This window comes from Niveispirillum sp. GW835-FHT14G11 (assembly GCF_058793615.1).
Genome location: NZ_JBXAFZ010000005.1, coordinates 159349 through 184349 on the forward strand (window position 1 = coordinate 159349; position 25001 = coordinate 184349).

Consider the following 25001-nt stretch of genomic DNA (forward strand, 5'->3'; position numbering starts at 1 on the left):
TTCAATCCAGCAGCCGTCGCAGCGCCGTCAGTTCCAGCAGCACCTCCGACAGCACCTCCCGCACCTCCGGTGACAAGGGCTGCTTGCGACGCTTGGGCGCAGGTGGTTCAGGGGGGGGCTCATCCACCTCTTCCCCTTCCGCGGCCAGCAGAGCCAGTTCCTCGGCGGATGTCTCCTCGGCGCCCTCATCCTCGTCGAACAGGCTGGGCATGCGGGTGCCGGGCATGGGCAGGCCGGCCAGACCCCGCGACTCGCGCAGCAGCTTCTGCACGCCCTTGATCGTGTAGCCGTCCTGATAAAGCAGGGCCTGGATGCGGCGCAGCAGTTCGACATCGTCGGGGCGGTAGTAACGCCGGCCACCGCCGCGCTTCAGCGGCTTGATCTGGGGGAATTTGGTTTCCCAGAAGCGCAGCACATGCTGGGGGACCTCCAGATCGACGGAAACCTCGCTGATGGTGCGGAAGGCGGAGGCGGATTTGGACGCCCCTGCCTTCGCTCGCGCCCCGTCGCTGGTTTCCTCGATCATCGACAAGGTCAGCCTTTCGCGGCTTCAGCGGCGTCGAACCGCTCATTGATGCGGCTTTTCAGCACGTGGGAGGCGCGGAAGACCAGCACCTTGCGCGGCAGAATCGGCACTTCCTCCCCCGTCTTGGGATTGCGGCCAACGCGCTCTCCCTTCGAGCGGACGGCGAAGCTGCCGAAGGAGGAGATTTTGACCATGTCGCCATTGGCCAGCGCATCGGCGATCTCGTCCAGCACGCTTTCCACCAGATCGGCGGATTCATTGCGGGACAGGCCCACCTCCTGGTAGACGGCCTCGCTCAACTGCGCGCGGGTGACTGTTTCGGTCATGTTCGTCCTCCCCGATTTATCTGGGGATGACGGTACTTTGGCCGGAGAAATCCGTCAATTCAGATGGTTGGCAGGTAATGCTGACCCCATCCGGCAGAAACGCCGGGGTGGGGGGTCAGAACCGGACCAGCGCCCCGCCCCAGGTGAAGCCACCGCCCATCGCTTCCAGCAGCAGCAGGTCGCCGCGCTTGATGCGACCGTCATGCACGGCCTCGGCCAGGGCCAGCGGGATGCTGGCGGCGGACGTGTTGCCGTGATGATCAACGGTGACCACCACCCGCTCGGCGGCCAGCTTCAGCTTGCGGCCGGTACCTTCGATGATGCGGCGGTTGGCCTGATGGGGGACCAGCCAGTCGATGGCATCAGGCGTCAGGCCATTGGCGGCCATCGCCTCCTTGACCACATCGGCCAGGTTGACCACGGCGTGCTTGAACACTTCCTGCCCGCGCATGCGGACATGGCCCACGGTCTGGGTGCTGGACGGGCCGCCATCGACATAGAGCAGGTCGTGATGGTTGCCGTCGGAATGCAGATGCGTGGACAGGATGCCCTGGTCCTCCGACGTGCCCGCACCATCCTGGGCGCGCAGCACCACGGCCCCGGCCCCATCGCCGAACAGCACGCAGGTGGTACGGTCGGTCCAGTCCAGGATGCGGGAGAAGGTTTCCGCCCCGATGACCAGCACGGTCCTGGCCTGGCCGGCCTTGATAAAATTATCGGCCACCGACAGGGCATAGATGAAGCCGGAGCAGACGGCCTGCACGTCGAAGGCGGCACCGCGGGTCATGCCCAGGCGGGCCTGCACCTTCACGGCGGTGGCGGGAAAGGTATTGTCGGGCGTGGCGGTGGCCAGGACGATCAAATCCAGGTCCGCTGCCGTAATGCCGGCATGGGCCAGGGCAGCGACGGCGGCATGATAGGCCAGATCGGAGGTCAGTTCACCGTCGGCCGCGATATGGCGCGATTTGATGCCCGTGCGTTCCGTGATCCAGTCATCGGAGGTTTCGACGATCTGGGCCAGATCGGCATTCGTCATCACCTTGGCCGGCAGGTAGGACCCGCAGCCCACAATCACCGACCGGATGGCCATTACTGCACCGCCGTTTCGCTGCCCGTTGCGCTCTCGTCCCTGGCCTTGTCGGCGGCAGCGGTCAATGCCGCCTGCAACACCGCCAGTTGGTCACGGATCTTTTCGTTGAAACCATGATTGGCCATGTTGGCGGCCACGGCGATGGCGTTGGAGAAGCCGACGGCATCGGTGCCGCCATGGCTTTTCACGCAGATGCCACGCAGGCCCAGAAACATCCCGGCATTATACCGGCGCGGGTCCATGCGCTGACGCAGCTTGTTGAACGCGCCTGACGCCAGGACATAGCCCAGCTTGGCCAGAAGCGAAGAGCGGAACGTCCGCTTCAGGAATTCCGCATAAAGCTTCGCCGTGCCTTCGGCCGTCTTCAGCGCGACATTGCCCGTGAAGCCGTCAGTGACCACCACGTCCACCGTGCCCAGCCCCAGATCATTGCCTTCGATGAAGCCATGAAAATAGGGGGCGAGCGGCGTCTTACGCAAGGCGGCGGCCGCCTCGCGGATCTGCTCATGCCCCTTCTGCTCCTCCGACCCGACATTCAACAGGCCGATGGTGGGGTTCAGCAGGCCTAGCACGGTGCGGCTGAACACCGTGCCCATCACAGCGAATTGCACCAGATTGTCGGCATCGCATTCCAGGTTGGCACCCAGATCCAGCATCACCAGCTCACCGCGTTGGGTGGGCAGGATGGAGGCGATAGCCGGGCGGTCGATGCCGGGCAGGGTCTTCAGCACGAACTTGGCGATGGCCATCAGCGCGCCGGTGTTCCCGGCGGAGACCACGCAGGCCGCATCGCCCGCCGCGACGGCGTCGATGGCCAGCCGCATGCTGGAATTGCGCCCAGCACGAAGCGCCACCGACGGCTTGGCGTCCATGGCCACGAAGTCAGGCGTATGCTTGACCGTGGAAATGGGCTTCAAGGCCGGATGGCGCTCTAGCAGGGCGTTGATGCGCGCTTCGTCACCGACGAAGAGGAAGTCGGCATTGGGGCAACGCTCACGGGCAAGGTCGGCGCCAGCGACGACCATGTCAGGAGCATGGTCGCCACCCATGGCGTCCAAGGCGATGCGCAGGCGCGTTGTCACTTCCGCTCGACGTCCCTATAACCCGCGAAAACCTGGACCGGTACCGGCGCTATCAGGCAGCGGCCGGGGCGGTCGCGGTCACTTCGCGGCTGTCATAATGACCGCAGGAACCGCAGACATGGTGCGGGCGCTTCAGCTCGCCGCAATTGCCGCACTCGTTATAGGCGGCGGCGGTCAAGCCATCGTGCGAACGGCGCATGTTGCGCTTCGACTTGGAGGTCTTCTTCTTAGGAACGGCCATGATCGTAACTCACAATGTTTTAAGGCGACCGCAAGGGCCGCCCGGACAGAGGCGCTTGAATACTGGATATGGTCCGGCAGGGCAAGAGCGAAACCCGGTCAAGGTTGCTTCTTTAAGCGGGACAGGGCCGCAAAAGGGTTCTGGCGGGGCGGCTCGGGGGCCATGTCCTCCGTCAGACTCAGCGTATCGGGCCCCACATCCTCTAGAATCGGGGTGAATTCCACCCCATCCTTGCGCGGATACGGGTCCAGCGCCAGTGACAGATTTTGGGCGACCAGTTCCCCGATGTCGATACGCCCAGCCGGCATAGGCTCGGGGAAGTCGTCATTGCCCAGGAACTGGAAATGGTCGCTCTCGGCCTCGCTCTCATCCTCCTTGGGGATCAGGTGATCAGGCGCATAGAGGGCGCTGAACTCCTCCTTCACATGGGCGGGCACGGGCTCCAGCGTCACCACGCAGCGCTGCACCACGTCGGCCTCCAGCTCGGCGGTCACCTTGATGAATTCAGACCGGACGCGGCGCAGGCGCAGCTTGGCCTTCAGGCCGGAGAGGGAGACCAGGTCGAATCGTTCCGCCAGGGCAGCGCATTCCGCCTCTGTGGCCGTCACGATCTCGAACCCGCCGCCGGTGGTCACCTTGTCGGCGATAACGATGCGGGACAGTTCAGGGGTCGAGGGGCTCATGGATGGCATCCTTATATATTAAGCGGCGAATTCCACGGTACCGGCCAGCAGGTGCTCAATCGGAAAGGCCTCCATATGCGCCAGTTGCCGGCGCAGATAGTCGGCCATGGCCTGCACATGCGCCGGGTCGGGCAGGGTGGAACCGTAGAGATTACGGTCGATGGCCGATTCCAGCACGCCGGGATCGTCCTTCGCGGCGATGCCGGCATCATAGGCGCCGACGCGGCCATAATAATGGCTGGCCAGATCCTTGACCCTGTCACCCACCTTCATGTCGCCGGCCCCCATTTCACGCAGGTTGAAATCCAGGTCGGCGAACATGAAGTCGAACAGGGCCTGGTTGAACGCCGCCACGTCCTTGCCGCCCATGGCCAGCCGGCGCATGACCAGCCAGGCATGCAGGGACACCATCTCGAACCGCCCCTCCAGCGTGTCGGGCACGCCCAGATCGGTGAAAAACACCGGCAGGCGCGACTGGGCCACAATGGCGCCATAGAGGGCGGCGATGGTGCGTTCACGCCGGTGGCGCTGGAACAGGCGGCTGAACAAGGCCTTCTCCCTCTGATTGGCAGGCTGCGGACATTGACATTGCGCCAAGGCCGGTGCCAATGTCACCGGCCAGATAGGGGGCGGCAGCCCCGCCGTCAAGCCATGGTTGGTACCCGCACGGGCCAACGGGGGCATGACGGCGAACCGCCGATGGTGTATGGGGGGCTGCCCCGTGCATTGTCCGGGTGCTCTATCCGGCACCATGCCGTTGGTCACATCCAAGGTTTGAGAGACGTCACGTTGATGCGCAAGACCCATGCAACCGCCCTGCTGACCTTCGGCCTTCTGGGTTTCGGTCTGACCGGCTGCAGCCCCATCATCGCCCAGCGTGGCAATCTGGTGGAAGACACAAGGCTGACGCAGATCCAGGCCGGCCAGACCACGCGCGAACAGGTGCAATACGTGCTGGGCACGCCCACCTCCACCGGCGTGATCGACGGGTCCACCTGGTACTATATCGGCCGCCGTACCGAACAGACAGCCTTCCTGGATCCGGAGGTGACGGCCCAGCGCATCATCCGCGTCCGCTTCGATGAAGGCGGGACGGTGCAGGAGATCAAGGAACTGGACGGCATGGCCGACGCCGCCTATGTCGAACCCGTGGCCCGCGTCACTCCCACCGTCGGCCATGACCTGAACTTCTTCGAGCAGCTGCTGGGCAACCTGTCCAAGCCGGCGCGCAAGAAGAAGGAAGACAAGAAAAAGAAGTAAGGGGCGACGGGGCGGGACCTTATCAATCAGCCCCGCTCCCTGTGCGGCTTATGACATGAACGCCGCCTTGTGCTGTTCGCGCAGGGCTGCTTTCTGCACCTTGCCCATCTGGTTGCGGGGCAATTCATCCACGAACCAGACCCGCTTGGGCACCTTGAAATTGGCCAGCTCGCCCTTCACATGGGCGATCACCGACGCCTCGGTCACATCCGCGCGGCCCGGTTTCTTCTGGATCACCGCCGCCACCGCCTCCCCGAAATCGGGATGCGGCAGGCCGATAACCGCACTTTCGACCACCCCGTCGATGGCATCCAGCACCGTCTCGATTTCCTTGGGATAGACGTTGAACCCGCCGCAGATCACCAGATCCTTGGCCCGCCCCACGATATGGACATATCCCCGCGCATCGATCTTCCCCACGTCCCCCGTGATGAAGAACCCGTCGGCGCGCATATCCTCGGCGGTCTTTTCCGGCTTGTTCCAATAGCCCTTGAACAGGTTGGGCCCCTTGATCTCAATCTGCCCGATCTCATCGGTGCCCAACAGGGCACCCTTCTCATCCGCGATGCGCAGTGACACACCCGGCAGGGGAAAGCCCACCGTGCCCGCCACGCGATCACCCACCAACGGGTTGGACGTGATCATTCCGGCCTCGGTCATGCCGTACCGTTCCAGGATGGCGTGACCGGTCCGGGCGGAGAACTCCGTATGCGTATCGGCCAGCAGCGGCGCTGACCCGCTGATGAACAGCCGCATATGCGCCACCAGATCGCGGGTGAAGCCGGGATGGGCCAGCAGGCGGGTATAGAAGGTGGGCACCCCCATCAGCACACTGGCCTGGGGCAGCAGTTCCACCACCCGATCCGCATCGAATTTCGACAGGAACAGCATATGGCCGCCATTCAGCAACGTGGTGTTGGTGGCCACGAACAGCCCATGCACATGGAAGATCGGCAGGGCATGCAGCAGCACGTCACCCGGCACGAAGCCCCAGAGCTGATGCAGGGCCAGGGCGTTGCTGGCGAGATTGCCATGGCTGGTCATCGCCCCCTTCGACCGGCCCGTCGTGCCAGACGTATAGAGGATGGCCGCCAGCTCATCCTCACCCAGCGCCACCGTGTTGAATTCGTGACTGAGATCAATGGCCATGTCGGGCAGGCTGCCATCCGCCGCCACACCCAGCGTCGCCACCGCCGGCACGCCGCAGCGCGCCGCCAGTTCCGTCATGCCCGCCTCATCCTCCGGACGGCAGACGAACAGGGCGGGCGCGGCATCCTCCAGAAAATACGTGATCTCGCCCTTCTGATAGGCGGTATTGAGCGGCAGATAGACGGCGCCCAGACGCAGGGTGGCAAGATAGAGGAACAGGCACTCCGCACTCTTCTCCACCTGCACGGCCACGCGGTCGCCACGGCGAACCCCCAGCGCCACCATGGCATGGGCGAAGCGGGCGGAGATGGAGGCGACGTCACCGTAATTGTACCAGATGCCCTGGCGCGGCCCATCCATCAGGGTGATGAACCGCGTCTCACGGTCGGCGGGAAAGCGGCTTTCGAACAGATGATAGAGATTGCCGCTTTCCAAGCCGCCCATGTCACTTCCCCTGCAACATCCTCACGATGGCGGAGAAGTCGAGACCGCCATTCCCCGCCGCTGAGAATAGCTGATACAGCGCCGCGGCCTGCGCGCCAAGGGGGGTGCTGGCCCCGCTGCTGGATGCTGCCTGCTGCGCCAGCTTCAGATCCTTCAGCATCATGTCCACCGCGAAGCCCGGCGCATAGTCGCGGTTGGCGGGCGAGGTCGGCACCGGCCCCGGCACCGGGCAGTAGGAGGTGAGCGACCAGCACTGGCCCGACGCGGTGCTGGCAATGTCGAACAGCTTCTGCCGCTCCAGCCCCAGCTTGTCGGCCAGCGCAAACGCCTCCGACACGGCGATCATGGAGATGCCCAGGACCATATTGTTGCAGATCTTGGCCGCCTGACCCGTGCCAGGGCCCCCGGCATGCACGATGTTCTTGCCCATCAGCTCCAGATAGGGCCTGGCCGCCGTAAACGCCGCCTCGGCCCCGCCGACCATAAAGGTCAGCGTCCCCGCCGCCGCCCCGCCGGTGCCGCCGGAAACCGGCGCGTCCACCATCCGGTGGCCGGCCTTTTCGGCCTGCGCGATCACCGCGCGCGCACTGTCCACGTCGATGGTGGAACTATCGATGAACAGGGTGCCGGGCTTGGCCCGCTCGATCACCCCGCCTTCATTGCCATAGACGGCGCGGACATGCGGCCCGGCGGGCAGCATGGAGACGACGACATCCGCCTCGGCTGCGGCATCGCCCGCCGATTTCGAGGTATCGATCCCCGCCTCATTGGCGGCCGCGATATTGGCCGGCGCCAGATCGACGCCCAGCACACTATGCCCGCCCTTCAGAAGGTTCTTGGCCATGGGCAGCCCCATATTGCCCAGCCCGATGAACGCAATGGTCGCCATGGTCGTTTCCTCCTTGGTTATTGTCGACCTGCTTAAAACGTCAGATCGCCACCCGCCGGCACCGCAAAATACGGCGCCACCGTTTGCGCCGACACATCCGCCAGCTTGGCCGGGTTCCATTTCGGGCTCTTGTCCTTGTCAACCAGCACGGCGCGGATGCCTTCATAGAAGTCGTTGCCGTCCATCACCGCCTGGGTCATGCGATATTCCAGCCGCATGCACTCATCGAACTCCAGTTCCGCCCCGCGCCGCAGCTGCTCGAACGTCACCTTCAGGCTGGTGGGCGACATGGCAAGGATCGTCTCCGCCACCTTGTCGGCCCAGGCCGTGCCTTGGGAGATCAGGCCCGCCACGATCCCTTCGACATCCGGCGCGTCGAACGCCGTGTCGATGGCCTCACGCTGTGCCGCCAAGGGCGCCTCGCCCACCGGTGCGGCATGGGCCGCCAGCACCGCATCCACATCCTGCCCCTCGGCCAGTGCCGCCTCGATGGCGTCCAGCGCCGCCGAGGGCACATGGTGCGTACCGATACCCGTATGGATCAGGTCGGCCGCATGCACCCGCGCCCCCGTCAGGCCCAGATACAGGCCCAGCTTGCCCGGCATGCGTGGCAGAAACCAGGTGCCGCCGACATCCGGGAACAGGCCGATGCCCGTCTCCGGCATGGCCATCAGGGTCTTCTCCGTCACCACCCGGTGGCTGCCATGCACCGACAGGCCGACGCCGCCGCCCATGGTGATGCCATCCATCAGCGCGATATAGGGCTTGGGGAAGCGCTTGATCTGGCGGTTCAGCCTGTATTCGCCGGCGAAAAAGGTACTGGCCAGGGCACCACTGCCCTCCCCGCGCTTCTTCTGCAAGCCGGCATCCCAGACAGCGCGGACATCGCCCCCGGCGCAGAAGGCCCGGTCACCGGCCCCCCGGATCACCACGGCCTTGATGGCGGGATCGGCCGCCCACGCATCCAGCGCCGGCGCGATCACCTCCACCATGCCCAGCGTCAGCGCGTTCAGCGCCTTGGGCCGGTTCAACAGGATATGGCCGATGGCACCGCGCACGGTGCAGATCACGTCCTCGCTCAAAACCCATCCTCCCTTTCGATCGCAATGGCCTGGGAACTATCGCCCCTTCTATAGCGCCAATCGCGATGAATTCCGCACCTCAACCAGTACCATTGCGGGCCTGCGCACATCCATGCGAAGTTCGTCGCTGTTATTGTGCGCTTTTTCCCATGGGGTCCCTTGATGGCCAGCCGCTTCGACTGGGACGATCTGCAATCCTTTCTGGCCGTCGCCCGGTCAGGTCGCCTGACCCTGGCCGCCAAGCGCATGGGCGTGGACCATACAACCCTGGGCCGTCGCCTGACCGGGCTGGAGCAGGCGCTGGGCACCACGCTGTTCGAACGCCACGCCACCGGCTACAGCCTGACCCAGGCGGGCGAGACGCTGTTGCAGAATGCCGAGGCCATGGAAGGCATGGCCCTGACCATCATGGAGGAACTGTCCGGCGCCGGTGCCCGGCTGTCGGGGGCCGTGCGCATCGGCACGCCCGACGGGTTCGGCAGCTTCTTCCTGGCGCCGCGCATCGGCCGGCTGGGGGCCCTGCATCCGGATCTGGAGGTGCAGCTGGTGGCCATGCCGCGCCTGTTCAGCCTGTCCAAGCGCGAGGCCGACATCGCCGTGACCCTGGCCCAGCCGGAGGCCGGGCGCCTGCACGCCCGAAAGCTGACGGATTACGAGCTGGGCCTCTACGCTGCCTGCTCCTATCTGGAAAATGCGGAGCCCATTACCGGCGTGGGCGATCTGGCCCGGCACCGGTTCATCTCCTATATCGATGACCTGCTCTATACGCCGGAGCTGGATTACGTGCCGCTGGTGTCGCGCGACATTCGCCCCTACCTCAAAAGCGCCAGCCTGGTGGCGCAGTTCCGCGCCGTGCAGGCCGGCAGCGGCATCGCCGTCCTGCCCTGCTTCATGGCCGCGGGGGAAAGGGACCTGGTCCGGCTGCTCCCCGCCGAGGTGAAGCTGATCCGCAGCTTCTGGCTGGTCATCCATTCCGACGTCCGCCACCTGTCGCGCATCCGCGTGACGGCGGAATTCATCGCGGATGAGGTGCGGCGGAATGCACGGCTGTTTCAGGGATAACCGGGCGCCGTGCGTCCCTCACCCAGCGGTCATTATCCATGACCGCTGGAGGCCGGCGACCGCCGGCCCGCCGCCCATGCGGCGTGAGCCAAGCCGCCGGATGGCGGCGCCCGGCGCCTGAGGGAACAATCAAAACGGCATCTTGAAGCCCGGCGGCAGCTTCAGCCCGCCCATCATGGCGTTGGTCTGCTCCGCCGTGAACGCCTCGATCTTGGTCTTGGCGTCGTTATAGGCGGCGGTGATCAGGTCTTCCAGCACCTCGACATCCTCGGGATCGACAATGGACTTGTCGATCTTCAGGCCGCGCAGGTCGCCCTTGCCGTTCAGGGTCAGCTTGACCATGCCGCCACCGGACACGCCCGTGGCCTCATGTTCCTGCATCTTGGCCTGCATCTCAGCCATCTTGGACTGCATCTGCTGGGCCTGCTTCATCATCTGGCCGATATTCTTCATGGCTCAGAAGTCTCCTTCATAATCGCCCTCATCCAGGGGCGGTGGTGCATCGAAATAAGGGCTGTCGGCCATCTCGTCACCCCCAAAAGCATCCATCGCCTCGGGAATGTCGGGATCGGACGGCGGCGGCGGAGCCAGGGCCACCTGGCTCTGGTCGATGATCTTGTCGATCTTCGCTCCGGGGAACGCCTCCAGCACGGCCTTGACCAGGGGATGTTCGGCGGCTTCGGCCCGCTGGCGCAGCTCCGCCGCACGCTCCTGCTCGGCAAGCGTGGGCTCGCCCGCCGCACCGGAAACCGACACGACCCAGCGCTTGCCCGTCCATTCGGTCAGGAATTGCCCGACCTTCCCGGGCAGGTTCTGCGGGCAGGAGGGCTGCAGCCGCAGCTCAATCATTCCGGACTCAAAACGAACCAGATGGACAGAGGCGCGCAGCGTGCCGGCCAGCACCCCCTCGCGCTTGTCCAGGAACAGATCGGCCACGGCACGGAAGCTGGTTGGTTCCGGAACCGTATCGATCTTGCCGACGGGTGCCGGTACTGCTACCGGCGCCGGCGCCGGGGCACCGGCAAACGCCCGTCCCCCCGCCACCATGGCCATGGGCGCACCCTGTGTGGGTGCCGCATGCACCATTGGCCCCGGCCCGGCACCGGCAAAGCCACCGCCCCCGCCGGACCCACCATGCAGGGCACGCGCCGCCGCTTCCACGCCACCGGCCTCATTGATCTTGCGGATCAGGTCGCCGGGGCTGGGCAGGTCGGATGCATAGGACAGGCGGATCAGCACCATTTCCAGCGCCTGCATCGGCACCGGCGCATGCTGGATCTCGCCAAGCCCCTTCAGCAGGATCTGCCAGGCCCGCGCCAGGGCCGGCATGCCCAGCTTCTGGGCCAGGGCCACGCCGCGCGTGCGCTCATCCTCCGGGATCGACACATCGTCCGCCGTGGTGGCGATGACGCGGGCCCGGGTCAGGAAATGGGTGAAGTCCAGCAAATCCTGGGCGATGACGATGGGATCGGCCCCGCAACGATGCAGGTCGGTGAGGATATCCAGCGCATCGGCCGGCTTGCCCGTCATGGTCGCTTCGAACAAGTCGATGATGCGGGTGCGGTCGGCCAGACCCAGCATGTCGCGCACCTGGGCCAGGGTGACGGTGCCCCCGCCCAGCGCGATGGCCTGATCCAGCAGCGACAGCCCGTCACGCACCGACCCGTCGGCGGCGCGCGCGATCTGGGCGATGGCGTCGGCCTCCACGCCCACGCCTTCCTTGCCCGCCACGCGGGTGAAATGGCCCACCAGGGTCTGGTGATCGACGCGGCGCAGGTCGAATCGCTGGCAGCGCGACAGCACCGTCACCGGCACCTTGCGAATCTCCGTCGTCGCGAACACGAATTTCACATGCGGCGGCGGCTCCTCCAGCGTCTTCAGCAGCGCGTTGAAAGCGCTCTTCGACAGCATGTGCACTTCGTCGATGATATAGAGCTTGTAACGGGCCGAGGACGGGGCATAGCGCACCCCCTCGATGATCTCGCGCACATTGTCGACACCGGTATTGCTGGCCGCGTCCATCTCGATGACATCGACATTGCGGTCGGCCGCGATCGACACGCACATCTCGCACACGCCGCACGGGCTGATGGTCGGCCCGCCCTGCCCGTCCGGCCCGATGCAGTTCAGGGCACGCGCAATGATCCGCGCCGTCGTCGTCTTGCCCACCCCGCGCACACCGGTCAGCATATAGGCCTGATGGATGCGCCGCGACTGGATGGCATTGCGCAGCGTGCGGACCAGCGCATCCTGCCCCACCAGCTCATCGAAATTCTGCGGCCGGTACTTGCGCGCCAGCACGCGATAGGCGGCACCGGATGCGGGCTGGCTGTTCGTCTCGTCGGTCACGGGCGTCTCGGGGCTCAAGCGGGGACGCGGCAGTCTAGTGGCGGGGGTGCCATGACGCCATGGATTTCGCGATACCTCTTGCGGACAAGCGGCGAAGGCACAGGACCGGATTTGATTGAAGGGTGGGAGGCTGGACGAACGACCCGAGCCGAAACTCGTTACGGCTGCTTCCTTCCGGACCTGACCGGGTTGGCGAGGGACCCGCCCGTTGCCAACCTCCCGACGCCTATATCGGCGAGCGTCGCCGCAAAGACAAGGGAAAATAAGCCGGGGCCGGTCTGCCGCCAATGCAATGGCGGACGGATCGGGCCCATGTCACCGTCGGCACACCATGATGAGACTGAACTTCTATGCTGGCAGCGGCCTGGACCGCGCGGCACACCGGCGCAAGGATGAGGCGTGGTTGGCCGACCGGCTGCGCCAGCCGCAGGCCGCGCGCATCATTCCCTGGTGGCGGGGCCGGCATCTGGTCGCCGGGTCCGACGACGCGCCCCTGCCGGCCTTCCTGCCGGCCGATGCCGACTGGTGGGGCTGGCATCTTGCCATGCCGCCCATCTTCCTGGGCGATGACGGCGGCCATTCCTATTTCGCCGTCGATCTCTCCGCGCTGGAGGATGTCGATACCCATGCCGAGGTGGCAAAGCTGGGCCGGTTCGTGGAACTGCGCTCACTGGGCACGCGCATCGGGCAGCGGGCGGGCGGGCTCTATGCCTATACACGCGCCCTGATGCTCTGGCATGGCAAGCACCGGTTCTGTGGCACCTGCGGATCGCCCACCGCCGTGGCCGAAGGCGGGCACAGCCGGCGCTGCACCAACACGCAATGCAATGCCCAGCATTTCCCCCGCCATGATCCGGCAGTGATCATGCTGGTCCATGATGGCGGCGACCGGTGCCTGCTGGGCCGGCAGTCGCGCTTTCCGCCGGGCATGTATTCCACCCTGGCCGGATTCGTCGAACCGGGCGAAAGCCTGGAGGAAACGGTGATACGCGAATGCATGGAGGAAGCGGGCGTGCGCGTCACCGACGTGCGCTATCATTCCAGCCAGCCCTGGCCCTTCCCATCCTCCCTGATGCTGGGCTTCCTCGCCCGCGCCACGACATTCGACGTGCGGCCGGACCAGGAGGAGCTGGAAGATGCGCGCTGGTTCAGCCGGGATTTCCTGCGACAGAACCAGGGGTCGGACGCGTTCCGCCTGCCGCCCTTTGACAGCATTTCCCGGGAATTGATCGATACGTGGCTGCGGGGATAGGGGACGACCAATGCGTCGGTCGCGGTTGACCGTCGCTTGCCCCCGCCGATCCACCCTGCCATCCTGCGCGCCCGATCCGTTTTCAGCCCGGAGCAACTGCCCCCATGTCCGACCTGTCCCTGCCCGCCACCAGTTCCGTGGCGGCGGAATTGTCCACGGTACGCGATTTCATCCGCTATGCCGTCAGCCGCTTCACCCGCGCCGGGCTGGTGCATGGACATGGGGCCGTCACCGCCTATGACGAGGCGGCGTTCATCGTGCTGGAAACGCTGAAGCTGCCGGTTGACCAGCTGGAACCCTATTTCGATGCCAAGCTGATGCCGGCCGAGCGGCTGGCGCTGGCGGAGATCATCCACCAGCGGGTCACCACCCGCAAACCCGCCGCCTACCTCACCAAGCGCACCTATATCCAGGGTGTACCCTTCTATGTCGATGACCGGGTCATCGTGCCGCGCTCCTTCATCGGGGAGCTGCTGTTTGGCGAGCTGTTCGGCGGCGATCAGGATTTCACCCTGGTCGATGACGTGACGGAGGTGGAAAGCGTGCTGGACCTGTGCACGGGGTCCGGGTGCCTGGCCATCCTGGCCGCCGGCATCTTCCCGCTGGCCAAGGTGGATGCGGTCGATCTGTCGCCCGACGCGCTGGAGGTGGCGAAGATCAATGTCGCCGACCATGGGCTGGAGGAGCGGGTGCAACTGTTCCATGGCGACCTGTTCAAGCCGCTGAAAGGCCGCAAATACGACCTGATCATCTCCAACCCGCCCTATGTTGATGCCGAGGCGATGGACAATCTGCCGCCCGAATATCAGGCGGAGCCGCGCATGGCCCTGGTCGGCGGCGATGATGACGGCATGGCCATCGTCCATCGTATCCTGAAGGACGCGCCCAAATATCTGAATGCCGGCGGCGGCCTGCTGGTGGAACTGGGTACCGGCCGCCCGGCGCTGGAGGAAGCCTATCCGGACGCTGAATTCCTGTGGCTGGAGACGGAGCATTCCTTCGGCGAGGTGTTCTGGATCACGCGCGAACAGCTGCTGGCGCTGTGAGGGCCGGAGGCGATTCCGTCCCGGCCGGTACCGGTTATGGTTGAAGCCACCCCCTCAATCCCTATACTGCCCCCGTCTATTGGAATGGAAAGGCGGAAGACCGCGTGATCCTCACGGCCATTCTCGCCATCCTGCTGGCGGCCCTCATCGCCCCCACCCTGAACCGCCTGCTTCCCGCCCTGTCGCACGGGCTGCTGGCGTTGGTGCCGCTGGCGGCGACCCTCTGGTTCGCGACGCAGGTGCCGGGCGTGGTGGCGGGGGACGCCGTGACGGAGGCCACCAACTGGGCGCCGTCGCTGGGCGTGGCGCTGTCCTTCCGGCTGGACGGGCTGTCGCTGCTGTTCGCCCTGCTGATCTGCGGCATCGGCGCCTTCATCACGCTTTATTCCGGCGCCTACCTGCGCGGCCATCCGCGTGAGGGACGCTTCCTGCTGTTCATCCTGGCCTTCATGGCGGCGATGCTGGGGCTGGTCACGGCCGATGACATCATCAGCCTGTTCGTGTTCTGGGAATTGACCAGCATCACCAGCTTCATGCTGATCGGCTTCAACCATGAGGATGCGCGCTCGCGCCGGTCGGCGCTGCAGGCGCTGATGGTCACCGGCGGTGGCGGCATGGCCTTGCTGGCCGGGCTGGTGCTGATGGGGCTGGTCACAGGGCACTGGACCCTGTCGGGCATTGCCCAGTCCGGCATCGATCTGCGCGCCCATGCGCTCTATCCCGCCTTGCTGGTCCTGCTGCTGCTGGCTGCCTTCACCAAGTCGGCACAGGTGCCGTTCCATTTCTGGCTGCCCAACGCCATGGACGCGCCCACCCCGGTGAGTGCCTATCTGCATTCCGCCACCATGGTGAAGGCCGGCATCTATCTGCTGGCCCGCCTGAACCCGACGCTGGGTGGAACCGAGGGCTGGTTCTGGGCGCTGACCATCGCTGGCGGGGTCACCGCCCTGTGGGGCAGCGCCATGGCCCTGCGTTCCACCGACCTGAAGAAGATATTGGCCTATACGACCCTGATGGCGCTGGGCGTGCTGGTGCTGCTGATCGGCATCGGCACGGACGGGGCGATCAAGGCTTTTGCCGGCTTCCTGCTGGCCCACGCGCTGTACAAGGGGGCGCTGTTCATGGCCGCCGGGTCCGTGGACCATGGCACCGGCACGCGTGAGGTCGGGGACCTGGGCGGGCTCTGGTCGAAAATGCCGGTGACCGGCCTGTGCGTGGCGCTGGCTGCCCTGTCCATGGCGGGCCTGCCGCCTTTCCTGGGCTTCATCGCCAAGGAACTGGTCTATGATGGCGTGATGGGCAGCGCCGGCATTGTGGCCGTGCTGGTCCTGGCCAATGCCGCCATGGTGGCGGCCGCCGGGCTGGTCTTCGTGAAGCCCTTCCTGGGTGCCCCCACCAAGGCCACGTCCCATGCGCATGAGGGCAGTATCGGCCTGCTGGCCGGCCCCGCTGTGCTCGCCTTGCTGTCGCTGCTGTTCGGCCTGTGGGCCGGCCTGCCGCAGGGGCTGCTGGCGGCCACGGCCGATGCCGTGAAGGGCGTCCCCCTGGGGTTGGACCTGCATCTCTGGCATGGGGTCACGCCCGCACTGGGCCTGTCTGGCCTGACCATCGCGCTGGGCGGGGGCATCTTCCTGGCTCTGGCTCCAGTCAAGGCGCTGCTGGCCTGGATACAGCGTTTGAGCCGGATCGACCATGACCGCGCCTGGGACCGCCTGCTATCGCTGCTGGACGGGCTGGCGCGCGCCGTCACCGGCCTGCTGCAGAACGGCATGTTGTCGCGCTATCTCACCATCATCTTCGCCGGCATGCTGGCGCTGCTGGGCGCCACGCTGATCGGGCGCGGCACCCTGCCCCGCCCAACCTTCGGTCTTGGCGATGGCGACGCGCTGGGCGTGGCGCTGGCCCTGCTGATGCTGGCCGGCACCGTGGGGGCCATCCGGGCCGGCTCGCGGCTGGCGGCCATCCTGTCGCTGTCGGTCAACGGCATGTCGGTGGCCCTGTTCTTCTTGCTCTATGGCGCGCCCGATGTCGGCATCACCCAATTGATGGTGGAGACGCTGACCGCCATCATCCTGGTGCTGGTCCTGGCCCGCCTGCCCCTGCTGCCGCCAGGCAGCGACCGGCCGGCGATGACCAGGACAGTGCATGCGGTGATCGCCATCGGCCTGGGCCTGGTGGTCAGCCTGATCCTGCTCTCCATCCTGCAACAGCCCCTGCCGCTCGATCTGACGCGCTTCTTCGGCGACACCTCGCTGCTGGAGGCGCATGGCCGCAACGTGGTCAATGTCATCCTGGTGGATTTCCGCGGCTTCGACACGCTGGGGGAAATCACCGTGGTCGCCACGGCGGGCCTGGGCGTCTTCGCCCTGATGAAGGCGCGCCTGGGCAGCAGGAAGGGACAGACCTGATGGACAGCCTGATCCTGCGCACCGGCGTGCGCTTTCTCCTGCCGCTGATGATGCTGTTCAGCATCTTCATCCTGTGGCGCGGGCATAATGAACCCGGCGGCGGTTTCGTGGGCGGGCTGATCTGCGCCGTCGGATTCGCCCTGCATGCGCTGGCCTTCGGCGTGGATGCGATGGTGAAATTGCTGCGCGCCGACCCGCGTTCCATCCTGGGGGCAGGCCTGGCGCTGGGTGTCGTTTCCGGCTTCATCGGGGCACGGACGGGGGGGCCCTATATGACCGCGCAATGGCTGGACGCGCTGGGCACGCCGGTTCTGTTCGATATCGGCGTCTATCTGGTGGTGGTGGGCGGCATCCTGGCCATGGTCCGCGCCCTGATGGAAGAAGGGGCGGGCTGATGGAAACGGTGATGGCCCTGGCGGTGGGCGGCATGGTGGCGGGGGCCGTCTATCTGTTCTTGTCGCGGCAGTTCCTGCGCGTGATGTTCGGCACCGTGCTGCTGTCCAACGCCGTCAATGTCGCCATCCTGACCGTGGGCCGCCTGACCCCGGGCCAGCCGCCCTTGATCGCGCCGGGGACCGAATTGCTGGCCCCGGGCGTGTCCAACCCTCTGCCCCAGGCCCTGATCCTGACCGCCATCGTCATCGGCTTCGGGCTGCTGTCCTTCGCACTGGCCCTGGGCTGGCGGGCCTATCAGGAGTTGGGAACCCTGGATAGCGGCGCCATGCGCGCGGCAGAGCCGGAGGAGGGGTCGTGAACGCCTGGCTGACAGCCGCCCCCATCCTGACGCCGCTGGCCACCGCCGCCCTGTGCATGCTGGCGTGGAAGCACCCGGTCGCCCAGCGCGCCCTGTCGCTGGCCGGCAGCTTCGCCCTGATGGTCCTGGCCGGCCTGCTGGTGTCCGCCGTGACGGAGGACGGGGTGCAGGTGGCGCAGATGGGCGCCTGGGCCGCCCCCTTCGGCATCACCCTGGTGGCCGATCCGCTGGCCGCCATGATGGTGCTGGTGGCGTCGATCATGGGTTTCTGCTGCGCCCTCTATGCGCTGGGCGATATCGATCCGGTGCGCGAGGGCGGCGGGTTCCATCCCGTGTTCCAGGTGCTGATGACCGGCGTCTGCGGCGCCTTCGTCACGGGCGACCTGTTCAACCTCTATGTCTGGTTCGAAGTGATGCTGATCAGCAGCTTCGTCCTGCTGTCACTGGGCGGGGAGCGGCGGCAGATCGACGGGGCGGTGAAATATGTCGCCATCAATCTGGTGGCCACCGCCTGCCTGCTGCTGGCCGTGGCCCTGCTCTATGGCGTCACCGGCACCCTGAACATGGCCGACCTGTCGCAGCGCCTGCCGCAGGTCGCCAACCAGGGGCTGGTCAGCGCTATCGCCGTGCTGTTCATCATCGCGTTCGGGATGAAGGCGGCCCTGTTCCCCTTCTTCTTCTGGCTGCCCGCCGCCTATCACACGCCGGCAGCCGCCGTGCAGGCCATCTTCGCGGGGCTTTTGACCAAGGTCGGAATCTATGCCCTGCTGCGGGTCTTCACCCTGATCTTCGTGGGCGATACCGCCTGGACCCATTCCATCCTGCTCTGGCTGGCCGGGATCACCATGATCCTGGGTGCGCTGGGATCGCTGGCGGTGCGCGACCTGAACCGTGCCTGGTCCTGGCAGGTGGTGGCCCATATCGGGTCCATGGTCATGGGTCTGGCCATCGGCACACCCCTGGCCCTGGCCGCCACCGCCTTTTATCTGGTGCATGACATCGTGGTGAAGACCAACCTGTTCTTAGGCGCCGGCATCGTGCGGCGGCTGGCGGGTGGGGCGGGCACCGGCTATGCCCGGCTGGGCGGGCTGTTCAAGGCGGCCCCCTGGCTGTGCATCCTGCTGTTCGTACCGCTGGGATCGCTGGCCGGGTTCCCGCCTTTATCAGGTTTCTGGGGCAAGCTGCTGCTGGTCCGCGCCGGGCTGGAGACGCAGCATTACCTCATGGTGGCCGCCTTGCTGGTCACCGGCCTGCTGACCATCTGGCTGGTGGGCCGCGTCTGGGCGGAAATGGTGTGGAAGGCACCGGCCGAGGCGCCAGCCCCCCTGCCCCCCACCATCCGCTCCTATGCGCTGATCCTGCCCCTGATCTTGCTGTCACTGATCACCCTCGGCATCGGGATGCAGCCGGAACGGCTGCTGGCCGCCGCCGGCCGGGTGGGCGACAGCCTTTATGATCCCAGCGCCTATGTCCAGGCCGTGCTGGGCGGCGCGCCGACACAGGGCCCGCCGACCCTGGTGGGCGAATTGCCGCCACAGGGGGAGGACACGCCATGATCCTGCTGGCCATCAATCTGCTGCTGGCCCTGGCCTGGATGGGCATCAACGCCGATTTCAGCCTGTCGGGCTTCATTGTGGGCGGCCTCCTGGGCCACGTGATCCTGTGGCTGGCCCGCCCGCTCTATCCCGGCCAGCGCTTTTTCCGCCGCACCTGGGGTGGCACCGGTTACGCGCTTTGGCTGGTGAAGGAGATTTTCGTCTCCTCCTGGAAGGTGGCCAAGGCGGTGCTGGGGATGGGGGAGCCCATCCGGCCCGCCATCATCGCCATCCCCCTGGACGTGCGAACGGATTTTGAGATCACCCTGTTCGCCTGCTCCATCACCCTGACGCCCGGCACCCTGACCCTGGACGTGGCTCCCGACCGCAAGACGCTTTACATCCACGCCATGTTCGCCGCCGATCCCGACGCCGTGCGGGCGGAGACCAAGGCAACCATGGAACGCCGCATCCTGGAGGTGCTGCGATGACGCCCTTCCTGACCATCTGCATCACCATCGCCCTGGCTTTGCTGGTCCTGTCGCTCGGCCTGTCGGTGTTCCGGGTGCTGCGCGGGCCGACACGCGGCGACCGGATCGTGGCCATCGACCTGTTCGGGGTGCTGGCCGTGGCGGTGATCGCTTTGTTCGCCATCTGGATGGACCGGGCGGTATACCTGGATGCCGCCATCGCCCTGGCACTGGTCGCCTTCTTCGGCACCGTCGCCTATGCCCGCTTCGTGGAGGACAAGGCCGCCCGCAACAGCACGAAAGGAGACCGGCCATGACTGAAGCCTGGCAGGCCCTGGTCGGCATCCTGGCGGTCCTGGGCGCCCTGTTCTGCACCATCGCCGCCATCGGCGTGGCCCGCCTGCCCGACGCGCTGACCCGCATGCATGCCAGCAGCAAGGCCGGCACGCTGGGCTGCGGCCTGATCCTGGCCGCCGTCGCCCTGTTCTTCCCGCAGGTGGATGTGCTGGCCCGCGTCCTGGCCGCCATCCTGTTCCTGGTTCTGACCACGCCGGTATCCGCCCACATGATCGGCCGCGCCATCCATGCCAGCCGCGAAAGGCTCTGGTCCGGCACGGTCAGGGACGAGTTGCGGGGGACGAAGGATGATCGGGGGGAGAGGTTGAGGGACTGATGCAGATCGCGAGCCTGCTCCTGCTTCTGGGTCTGGTCATCATCTATGGCGGATATCTGGTGCTCAGGATCGGGACGGGCACGCTCTGGCCAGAACGGCGCCTGTCCTTCTCCCGGCTGGCGATTATCCAGGTGCTGTCCTTGCTGCTGCCCTGGGCGGGACAATCGTCGGTGCATTTCCTGATGGGCTTCAAGGGCCATCCGCTGGAACGCGCCCTGGCCGATCCCAGCATCGCTGTCTGGCTGCCCAAGATCCTGCTGTTCGGCCCCATCATTGAGACGATGATGGTCGGCGGGGCCTATGCATTGACCCGGGCGATCCCGGCCCAAAGGGTCGCCGACGCCGCCTTCATCATGCTCACCGGCGCGGGGGCGGTGTTGCTGCACCGGCGCGGCCTGCCCGTCATGATCGCCTGGTACTTCACGTGGTTTGCAACCCAGGCCGCCTTATTCGTCTGGTTGATGCCCCGCCTGGGTCATCTGCGCACCGCCATGGCCATTGTCGCCGTGCACGGGCTGGGCAATCTGGGGATCACGGCCTCACTGGCGACCACGCACGCGCTGCGCAATCCAGGTTGAGGAGGATCTTCGCACCCCTTGCCTTCCACATCGCAAAAAATCCGCAGACCTTCCGTTACGTCACCCGGATTAATCGCTTGAGGTTGCGTTTTGGCTCCCGATATAGGTCAATCAAAGGCGCGACGCTGGAGCGCGTCCAAGAGCATACCGGGAGGGTGAACATGGCCGAAGCCGCCATCAAGACGAACACGCGCGACCCCTTCATCTGGGAGAAGAGCTACCCGTCGGGTGTCAGCTGGGACATCGACCTGCCGGCGCAATCCTTGCCCGCCATGCTGGACGCGTCCATCGCCCGGTTCCCCAACAATCCGTGCATTGACTTCCTGGACAAGAAATACAGCTATGCCCAGGTCGGATCGCTGGTCGACCGGTTCGCGGCCGGCCTGCAGAAGCTGGGCCTGAAGAAGGGGCAGAAGGTCGGCCTGTTCCTGCCCAACACGCCCTATTCGGTGATCTGCTTCTTCGGCATCTTGAAGGCCGGCGGCACGGTGGTGAATTTCAATCCGCTCTATGCGGAACGTGAAATCGCCCACATGATCAATGACAGCGAGACCGACTGGATGGTCAGTCTCGATCTGAAGGTCACCTATGACAAGCTGGCCAAGATGTTCGGCCAGACCCGGCTGAAGAAAATCCTGGTCGTGCCCATGGCCGACATCCTGCCGTTTCCCAAGAACTGGCTGTTCCCCATCGCCAAGCGCAAGGATGTGGCCGACATCCCCCATGACGACCGCCATGTCCGGTTCAAGACGCTGACCGCCAATGACGGGCGGCCGGCACCGGTGGCCATCGACGCCGCCAACGACATCGCCGTGCTCCAGTACACCGGTGGCACCACCGGCGTACCCAAGGGCGCGATGCTGACCCATTTCAACATCACCGCCAACACCCGCCAGGCCACCGCCTGGTTCTACGAGGCGGAGGATGGGAAGGAGCGCATGCTGGGCGTTCTGCCCTTCTTCCATGTCTTCGCCATGACCTGCGTGATGAACCTGACCCTGATGAAGGGCGGGGAGATGATCCTGCTGCCCCGGTTCGAGCTGGACCAGGTCATGGATGTCATCGACAAGAAGAAGCCGACGCAGTTCCCCGCCGTCCCCACCATCTACACCGCCATCAATAATCACAAGGACGTGGCCAGGTACGACCTGTCCTCCATCAAGCTGTGCAATTCCGGCGGCGCACCGCTGCCGGTGGAGGTCAAGGCACAGTTCGAGAAACTGTCGGGCTGCAAGCTGGTGGAAGGCTACGGCCTGTCGGAAAGCTCCCCCATCGCCACCATCAACCCGCCGCACGCCAGCCGCGGCGGCTCCATCGGGCTGCCGGTCCCCGGCACGATCATCAAGATCATCAGCCTGGAGGACCGCAAGACCGAGATGCCGCAGGGCGAGCGGGGCGAGATCTGCATCATCGGACCGCAGGTGATGAAGGGCTATTGGAACAAGGAAGAGGCGACGCGCGACACGCTGGACGGCGACATGCTGCATACCGGCGATGTCGGCTATTTCGACGCGGACGGCTATATCTTCATCGTCGATCGCATCAAGGACATGATCCTGGCCGGCGGCTACAATGTCTATCCGCGCAATGTGGAAGAGGCGATCTATCAGCATCCGGGCGTCGCCGAATGCATCGTCCTGGGCGTGCCCGACCCCTATCGCGGCCAGACCGTGAAGGCCTATATCAAGACGCGCGAGGGCTGCGCGCTGACCAAGCAGGACATGAAGGAATTCCTGGAGGACAAGCTGTCGACCATCGAACAGCCCAAGCTGTACGAATTCCGCGACGAACTGCCCAAGACCATGATCGGCAAACTGTCGCGCAAGGCGCTGCTGGACGAGCTGGAGGCGCAGAAGAAGGCGGGGTGATACCGCCTTTCTTACACATCCGTTCTCTCTCGCCTTCCCGGCGAAAGAGACGCAGCGATGTACCGTGCCTCGTCTACGAGTGTGTCAGCACCACATCCAGGAAATATTCCCCGTAGCGCTCCAGCTTGCGTGACCCCACGCCCGGCAAGGTGCCCAGCTCGTCCAGGTCGGTGGGCCGTTCCTTCACCATCTCCATCAGCGTCGCATCATGAAAGATGACATAGGGCGGCACGCCCTGTTCGCGCGCCAGTTCCAGGCGCAGCGCCTTCAGCGCGTGCCACAGCGTATCGTCGGCCGGCGACAGGTCGGCGGTCGAGGTGCGCGGCTTGGCCGCCCCACCCCCCGATCCGGGCGAAGACTTGCCCCGCCCCTTGGCTTCCGCCGCCGGATCGCGGCGCAGGCGCACGACCTCCTGCCCCTTCAGGACAGGCGGCGCGGTTTCGGTGAGGATCAGGCCGCCATGGCCCTCCGGATCGGCACACAGAAAGCCGTTAGCCACCAGCTGGCGGAACACGCTGTGCCATTCCTGCTTGCCCAGTTCGGTGCCGCAGCCGAAGGTTTTCAGCTTGTCGTGGCCCTTCTCCGTCACCTTGTCGGTGGACACCCCGCGCAGCACATCGACCAGATGGCCGACGCCGAACCGCTGGCCCGTGCGATAGACGGCCGACAGCGCCTTCTGCGCCACCACCGTGCCGTCATAGGTTTCCACCGGCTGGAAACAGGTGTCGCACTTGCCGCACGGCTTGGGGTATTCCTCCCCGAAATAATTCAGCAGGGTCTGCCGGCGGCAGCGCGCCGTCTCGCAGAAGCCCAGCAACGCCTCCAACTTCTGCCGTTCGGTGCGCTTGAAGGCCGCCGGACTGTCGGAATTCTCCACCATCATCCGCATCTGCACGACATCGGCGAAGCCGTACAGCATCAGCGCCTCAGCCGGCAGCCCATCGCGTCCCGCGCGCCCCGTCTCCTGGTAATAGGCTTCCAGGGACCGTGGCGGGTCCATATGCACCACGAAGCGCACATTGGGCTTGTCGATGCCCATGCCGAAGGCGACGGTGGCCACCATCACCACGCCTTCGCCCTTGATGAACCGGTCCTGGTTGGCCTGACGCGTGGCTACATCCAGCCCGGCATGATAGGGCAGCGCATCGATCCCCTGTTCGGCCAGATGCTGGGCGATGGCATCGACCTTGCCGCGAGACAGGCAATAGACCACGCCCGCATCCTCCGGCCGGCGGCGCAGGAAATCCACCAGCTGCCGGCGCTCCTGATCCTTGGGCACGATGCGATAGGCGATGTTGGGCCGGTCGAAACTGGCCAGGAACAGCCGCGCATCGGTCAGGCCCAGGCGCGCCGCGATATCCGTCCGGGTCTGCGCATCCGCCGTGGCCGTCAGCGCCACACGCGGCACGTCTGGAAACTTCTCGTGCAGGATGGAGAGCTGGAGATATTCCGGGCGGAAATCATGGCCCCACTGGCTGACGCAATGCGCCTCGTCCAGGGCGAACAGGGCGATGCGGGAGCGTTCCAGCAGTTCCAGGAAACGCGGCGTCACCAGCCGTTCCGGCGCCACATACAGCAGGTCCAGGTCGCCCCGCTCGCACGCGCGCTCCACCTCCTGCGCCTCCCGCCAGTCCAGCGTGGAGTTCAGATAGGCCGCCCGCACGCCCAACTGGCGCAGCGCATCCACCTGGTCGCGCATCAGGGCGATCAAGGGGGAGACGACGATGCCGACGCCCGGCCGCACCAGGGCCGGGATCTGATAGCAGAGCGACTTGCCCCCGCCCGTGGGCATCAGCACCAGGGCATCGCCGCCAGCCACGACATGTTCGACAATGTCGGCCTGCATGCCCCGGAACACCGGATAGCCCCAGACCTTCCGCAACACATCCTGCGCCGCGTCAAGCGGCGGCATGGCAAGATCATTGGCGAGGGCGTCGGGCATGGGCGCTATGGCTTGCGGTTACGAATGTGTGGAGCCACCAGATAAGGTGGCCGAGAGACAGGTGTACGGCAGCGCACGCGGCGGGTCCAGGGCTTTGGTAGCCTCTTGTACGAGAGGCCAGGCGTGCCCCAGGAGCACCATTGCAGACTTCCCCGTCATTTCCTGCTATACAGCATCAGTCACGCCATAACCGTGACCCGATGCAGCGGCCGGCCGTTCGGAGCCGGCATCCTGCACACTCCGAATGAAACCGAATTTCCGTTGCATGATGTTGCACAAGGCCGGAGTTGCC

At 65.7% G+C, this 25001-nt stretch carries 26 protein-coding genes and 1 other RNA gene; 13 read left to right on the plus strand and 14 right to left on the minus strand.

The features are described 5' to 3' along the window. Position 1: 1 nt before the first annotated feature. The 7 genes from AC1Q7F_RS11350 to AC1Q7F_RS11380 all read right to left on the minus strand — a co-directional run bounded on the left by AC1Q7F_RS11350 (position 2) and on the right by AC1Q7F_RS11380 (position 4497). Complete coding sequence (locus tag AC1Q7F_RS11350; RefSeq protein WP_492507187.1) at positions 2–526, minus strand: MerR family transcriptional regulator; 525 nt, start codon at positions 524–526, stop codon at positions 2–4. 8 nt (positions 527–534) lie between these two features. Next, positions 535–852, minus strand: coding sequence for an integration host factor subunit alpha (locus AC1Q7F_RS11355; protein WP_492506785.1), 318 nt, complete (start codon positions 850–852; stop codon positions 535–537). Positions 853–967: 115 nt separating this feature from the next. Continuing rightward, positions 968–1942, minus strand: coding sequence for a beta-ketoacyl-ACP synthase III (locus tag AC1Q7F_RS11360; RefSeq protein ID WP_492506786.1), 975 nt, complete (start codon positions 1940–1942; stop codon positions 968–970). Next, positions 1942–3024: a phosphate acyltransferase PlsX gene (plsX, locus tag AC1Q7F_RS11365; RefSeq protein WP_492506788.1), complete on the minus strand. Its 1083-nt coding sequence runs from the start codon at positions 3022–3024 to the stop codon at positions 1942–1944. Before plsX ends, AC1Q7F_RS11360 begins: the two co-directional genes overlap by 1 nt. A 52-nt stretch (positions 3025–3076) precedes the next feature. Further along, positions 3077–3265, minus strand: a complete 189-nt coding sequence (gene rpmF / locus AC1Q7F_RS11370) for a 50S ribosomal protein L32 (RefSeq protein WP_054166525.1) — start codon at positions 3263–3265, stop codon at positions 3077–3079. 98 nt (positions 3266–3363) lie between these two features. Then, a complete protein-coding gene (locus tag AC1Q7F_RS11375; protein ID WP_492506790.1) occupies positions 3364–3948 on the minus strand; it encodes a YceD family protein in 585 nt (194 codons plus the stop codon). An 18-nt stretch (positions 3949–3966) separates the two neighbouring features. Continuing rightward, positions 3967–4497, minus strand: a complete 531-nt coding sequence (locus tag AC1Q7F_RS11380) for a ubiquinol-cytochrome C chaperone family protein (protein WP_492506792.1) — start codon at positions 4495–4497, stop codon at positions 3967–3969. A 243-nt stretch (positions 4498–4740) separates the two neighbouring features. On the opposite strand from AC1Q7F_RS11380, the gene AC1Q7F_RS11385 reads away from it, so the two are divergent. Beyond that, positions 4741–5208, plus strand: coding sequence for an outer membrane protein assembly factor BamE (locus AC1Q7F_RS11385; protein ID WP_492506794.1), 468 nt, complete (start codon positions 4741–4743; stop codon positions 5206–5208). Between the two features lie 48 nt (positions 5209–5256). Here the strand turns inward: AC1Q7F_RS11385 and AC1Q7F_RS11390 are convergent, their stop codons facing one another. The 3 genes from AC1Q7F_RS11390 to AC1Q7F_RS11400 are packed head-to-tail and all read right to left on the minus strand — an operon-like array spanning position 5257 to position 8772. Next, positions 5257–6801: a malonate--CoA ligase gene (locus tag AC1Q7F_RS11390; protein WP_492506796.1), complete on the minus strand. Its 1545-nt coding sequence runs from the start codon at positions 6799–6801 to the stop codon at positions 5257–5259. A gap of 1 nt (position 6802) precedes the next feature. Further along, positions 6803–7690 (minus strand): 3-hydroxyisobutyrate dehydrogenase, encoded by an 888-nt coding sequence (mmsB, locus tag AC1Q7F_RS11395; protein ID WP_492506798.1) that lies wholly within the window; start codon positions 7688–7690, stop codon positions 6803–6805. Between the two features lie 32 nt (positions 7691–7722). Then, positions 7723–8772, minus strand: a complete 1050-nt coding sequence (locus tag AC1Q7F_RS11400; protein WP_492506800.1) for an enoyl-CoA hydratase/isomerase family protein — start codon at positions 8770–8772, stop codon at positions 7723–7725. Positions 8773–8934: 162 nt separating this feature from the next. Here AC1Q7F_RS11400 and AC1Q7F_RS11405 point away from each other — a divergent pair, with 162 nt between their 5' ends. Further along, positions 8935–9834, plus strand: a complete 900-nt coding sequence (locus AC1Q7F_RS11405) for a LysR family transcriptional regulator (protein ID WP_492506802.1) — start codon at positions 8935–8937, stop codon at positions 9832–9834. 129 nt (positions 9835–9963) lie between these two features. Here the strand turns inward: AC1Q7F_RS11405 and AC1Q7F_RS11410 are convergent, their stop codons facing one another. The 3 genes from AC1Q7F_RS11410 to ffs all read right to left on the minus strand — a co-directional run bounded on the left by AC1Q7F_RS11410 (position 9964) and on the right by ffs (position 12403). After that, positions 9964–10287, minus strand: coding sequence for a YbaB/EbfC family nucleoid-associated protein (locus AC1Q7F_RS11410; protein WP_416575448.1), 324 nt, complete (start codon positions 10285–10287; stop codon positions 9964–9966). Positions 10288–10290: 3 nt separating this feature from the next. After that, positions 10291–12183: a DNA polymerase III subunit gamma/tau gene (locus AC1Q7F_RS11415; protein ID WP_492506805.1), complete on the minus strand. Its 1893-nt coding sequence runs from the start codon at positions 12181–12183 to the stop codon at positions 10291–10293. Between the two features lie 122 nt (positions 12184–12305). Beyond that, positions 12306–12403, minus strand: an RNA gene (gene ffs, locus AC1Q7F_RS11420) — signal recognition particle sRNA small type. A gap of 114 nt (positions 12404–12517) precedes the next feature. Here ffs and nudC point away from each other — a divergent pair. The 11 genes from nudC to AC1Q7F_RS11475 all read left to right on the plus strand — a co-directional run bounded on the left by nudC (position 12518) and on the right by AC1Q7F_RS11475 (position 22767). Beyond that, positions 12518–13435 (plus strand): NAD(+) diphosphatase, encoded by a 918-nt coding sequence (gene nudC / locus AC1Q7F_RS11425; RefSeq protein WP_492506807.1) that lies wholly within the window; start codon positions 12518–12520, stop codon positions 13433–13435. Between the two features lie 104 nt (positions 13436–13539). Then, on the plus strand, positions 13540–14481 hold the full coding sequence (gene prmB / locus AC1Q7F_RS11430) for a 50S ribosomal protein L3 N(5)-glutamine methyltransferase (RefSeq protein ID WP_492506809.1): 942 nt from the start codon (positions 13540–13542) through the stop codon (positions 14479–14481). 104 nt (positions 14482–14585) lie between these two features. Further along, positions 14586–16889, plus strand: coding sequence for a putative monovalent cation/H+ antiporter subunit A (locus AC1Q7F_RS11435; protein ID WP_492506811.1), 2304 nt, complete (start codon positions 14586–14588; stop codon positions 16887–16889). Next, positions 16889–17284, plus strand: coding sequence for a Na+/H+ antiporter subunit B (locus tag AC1Q7F_RS11440; protein WP_492506813.1), 396 nt, complete (start codon positions 16889–16891; stop codon positions 17282–17284). The genes AC1Q7F_RS11435 and AC1Q7F_RS11440 overlap by 1 nt, the downstream gene beginning before the upstream one ends. Next, entirely contained in the window at positions 17284–17643 is a 360-nt protein-coding gene (locus AC1Q7F_RS11445) for a Na+/H+ antiporter subunit C (protein WP_492506815.1), read from the plus strand. The genes AC1Q7F_RS11440 and AC1Q7F_RS11445 overlap by 1 nt, the downstream gene beginning before the upstream one ends. After that, positions 17640–19199, plus strand: a complete 1560-nt coding sequence (locus tag AC1Q7F_RS11450; RefSeq protein WP_492506817.1) for a proton-conducting transporter transmembrane domain-containing protein — start codon at positions 17640–17642, stop codon at positions 19197–19199. The genes AC1Q7F_RS11445 and AC1Q7F_RS11450 overlap by 4 nt, the downstream gene beginning before the upstream one ends. After that, on the plus strand, positions 19196–19669 hold the full coding sequence (locus AC1Q7F_RS11455) for a Na+/H+ antiporter subunit E (protein WP_492506819.1): 474 nt from the start codon (positions 19196–19198) through the stop codon (positions 19667–19669). The genes AC1Q7F_RS11450 and AC1Q7F_RS11455 overlap by 4 nt, the downstream gene beginning before the upstream one ends. Then, positions 19666–19965: an MrpF/PhaF family protein gene (locus AC1Q7F_RS11460; protein ID WP_492506821.1), complete on the plus strand. Its 300-nt coding sequence runs from the start codon at positions 19666–19668 to the stop codon at positions 19963–19965. Before AC1Q7F_RS11455 ends, AC1Q7F_RS11460 begins: the two co-directional genes overlap by 4 nt. Beyond that, complete coding sequence (mnhG, locus tag AC1Q7F_RS11465; protein WP_492506823.1) at positions 19962–20321, plus strand: monovalent cation/H(+) antiporter subunit G; 360 nt, start codon at positions 19962–19964, stop codon at positions 20319–20321. The genes AC1Q7F_RS11460 and mnhG overlap by 4 nt, the downstream gene beginning before the upstream one ends. Next, complete coding sequence (locus AC1Q7F_RS11470; protein WP_492506825.1) at positions 20321–20899, plus strand: hypothetical protein; 579 nt, start codon at positions 20321–20323, stop codon at positions 20897–20899. Before mnhG ends, AC1Q7F_RS11470 begins: the two co-directional genes overlap by 1 nt. A 161-nt stretch (positions 20900–21060) precedes the next feature. After that, complete coding sequence (locus AC1Q7F_RS11475) at positions 21061–22767, plus strand: long-chain-fatty-acid--CoA ligase (RefSeq protein ID WP_492506827.1); 1707 nt, start codon at positions 21061–21063, stop codon at positions 22765–22767. Between the two features lie 73 nt (positions 22768–22840). Here AC1Q7F_RS11475 and recQ read toward each other — a convergent pair whose 3' ends face one another. Further along, a complete protein-coding gene (gene recQ / locus AC1Q7F_RS11480; protein WP_492506829.1) occupies positions 22841–24709 on the minus strand; it encodes a DNA helicase RecQ in 1869 nt (622 codons plus the stop codon). Between the last annotated feature and the right edge of the window lie 292 nt (positions 24710–25001).

Excerpts from the sequence above, each read along its gene's own strand:
- AC1Q7F_RS11350 (WP_492507187.1), bottom strand. The coding sequence starts at position 526 with ATGATCGAGGAAACCAGCGACGGGGCGCGAGCGAAGGCAGGGGCGTCC.
- AC1Q7F_RS11355 (WP_492506785.1), bottom strand. The coding sequence starts at position 852 with ATGACCGAAACAGTCACCCGCGCGCAGTTGAGCGAGGCCGTCTACCAG.
- AC1Q7F_RS11360 (WP_492506786.1), bottom strand. The coding sequence starts at position 1,942 with ATGGCCATCCGGTCGGTGATTGTGGGCTGCGGGTCCTACCTGCCGGCC.
- rpmF (WP_054166525.1), bottom strand. The coding sequence starts at position 3,265 with ATGGCCGTTCCTAAGAAGAAGACCTCCAAGTCGAAGCGCAACATGCGC.
- AC1Q7F_RS11375 (WP_492506790.1), bottom strand. The coding sequence starts at position 3,948 with ATGAGCCCCTCGACCCCTGAACTGTCCCGCATCGTTATCGCCGACAAG.
- AC1Q7F_RS11385 (WP_492506794.1), top strand. The coding sequence starts at position 4,741 with ATGCGCAAGACCCATGCAACCGCCCTGCTGACCTTCGGCCTTCTGGGT.
- AC1Q7F_RS11390 (WP_492506796.1), bottom strand. The coding sequence starts at position 6,801 with ATGGGCGGCTTGGAAAGCGGCAATCTCTATCATCTGTTCGAAAGCCGC.
- mmsB (WP_492506798.1), bottom strand. The coding sequence starts at position 7,690 with ATGGCGACCATTGCGTTCATCGGGCTGGGCAATATGGGGCTGCCCATG.
- AC1Q7F_RS11405 (WP_492506802.1), top strand. The coding sequence starts at position 8,935 with ATGGCCAGCCGCTTCGACTGGGACGATCTGCAATCCTTTCTGGCCGTC.
- AC1Q7F_RS11410 (WP_416575448.1), bottom strand. The coding sequence starts at position 10,287 with ATGAAGAATATCGGCCAGATGATGAAGCAGGCCCAGCAGATGCAGTCC.
- nudC (WP_492506807.1), top strand. The coding sequence starts at position 12,518 with ATGAGACTGAACTTCTATGCTGGCAGCGGCCTGGACCGCGCGGCACAC.
- prmB (WP_492506809.1), top strand. The coding sequence starts at position 13,540 with ATGTCCGACCTGTCCCTGCCCGCCACCAGTTCCGTGGCGGCGGAATTG.
- AC1Q7F_RS11440 (WP_492506813.1), top strand. The coding sequence starts at position 16,889 with ATGGACAGCCTGATCCTGCGCACCGGCGTGCGCTTTCTCCTGCCGCTG.
- AC1Q7F_RS11445 (WP_492506815.1), top strand. The coding sequence starts at position 17,284 with ATGGAAACGGTGATGGCCCTGGCGGTGGGCGGCATGGTGGCGGGGGCC.
- AC1Q7F_RS11455 (WP_492506819.1), top strand. The coding sequence starts at position 19,196 with ATGATCCTGCTGGCCATCAATCTGCTGCTGGCCCTGGCCTGGATGGGC.
- AC1Q7F_RS11460 (WP_492506821.1), top strand. The coding sequence starts at position 19,666 with ATGACGCCCTTCCTGACCATCTGCATCACCATCGCCCTGGCTTTGCTG.
- mnhG (WP_492506823.1), top strand. The coding sequence starts at position 19,962 with ATGACTGAAGCCTGGCAGGCCCTGGTCGGCATCCTGGCGGTCCTGGGC.
- AC1Q7F_RS11470 (WP_492506825.1), top strand. The coding sequence starts at position 20,321 with ATGCAGATCGCGAGCCTGCTCCTGCTTCTGGGTCTGGTCATCATCTAT.
- AC1Q7F_RS11475 (WP_492506827.1), top strand. The coding sequence starts at position 21,061 with ATGGCCGAAGCCGCCATCAAGACGAACACGCGCGACCCCTTCATCTGG.
- recQ (WP_492506829.1), bottom strand. The coding sequence starts at position 24,709 with ATGCCCGACGCCCTCGCCAATGATCTTGCCATGCCGCCGCTTGACGCG.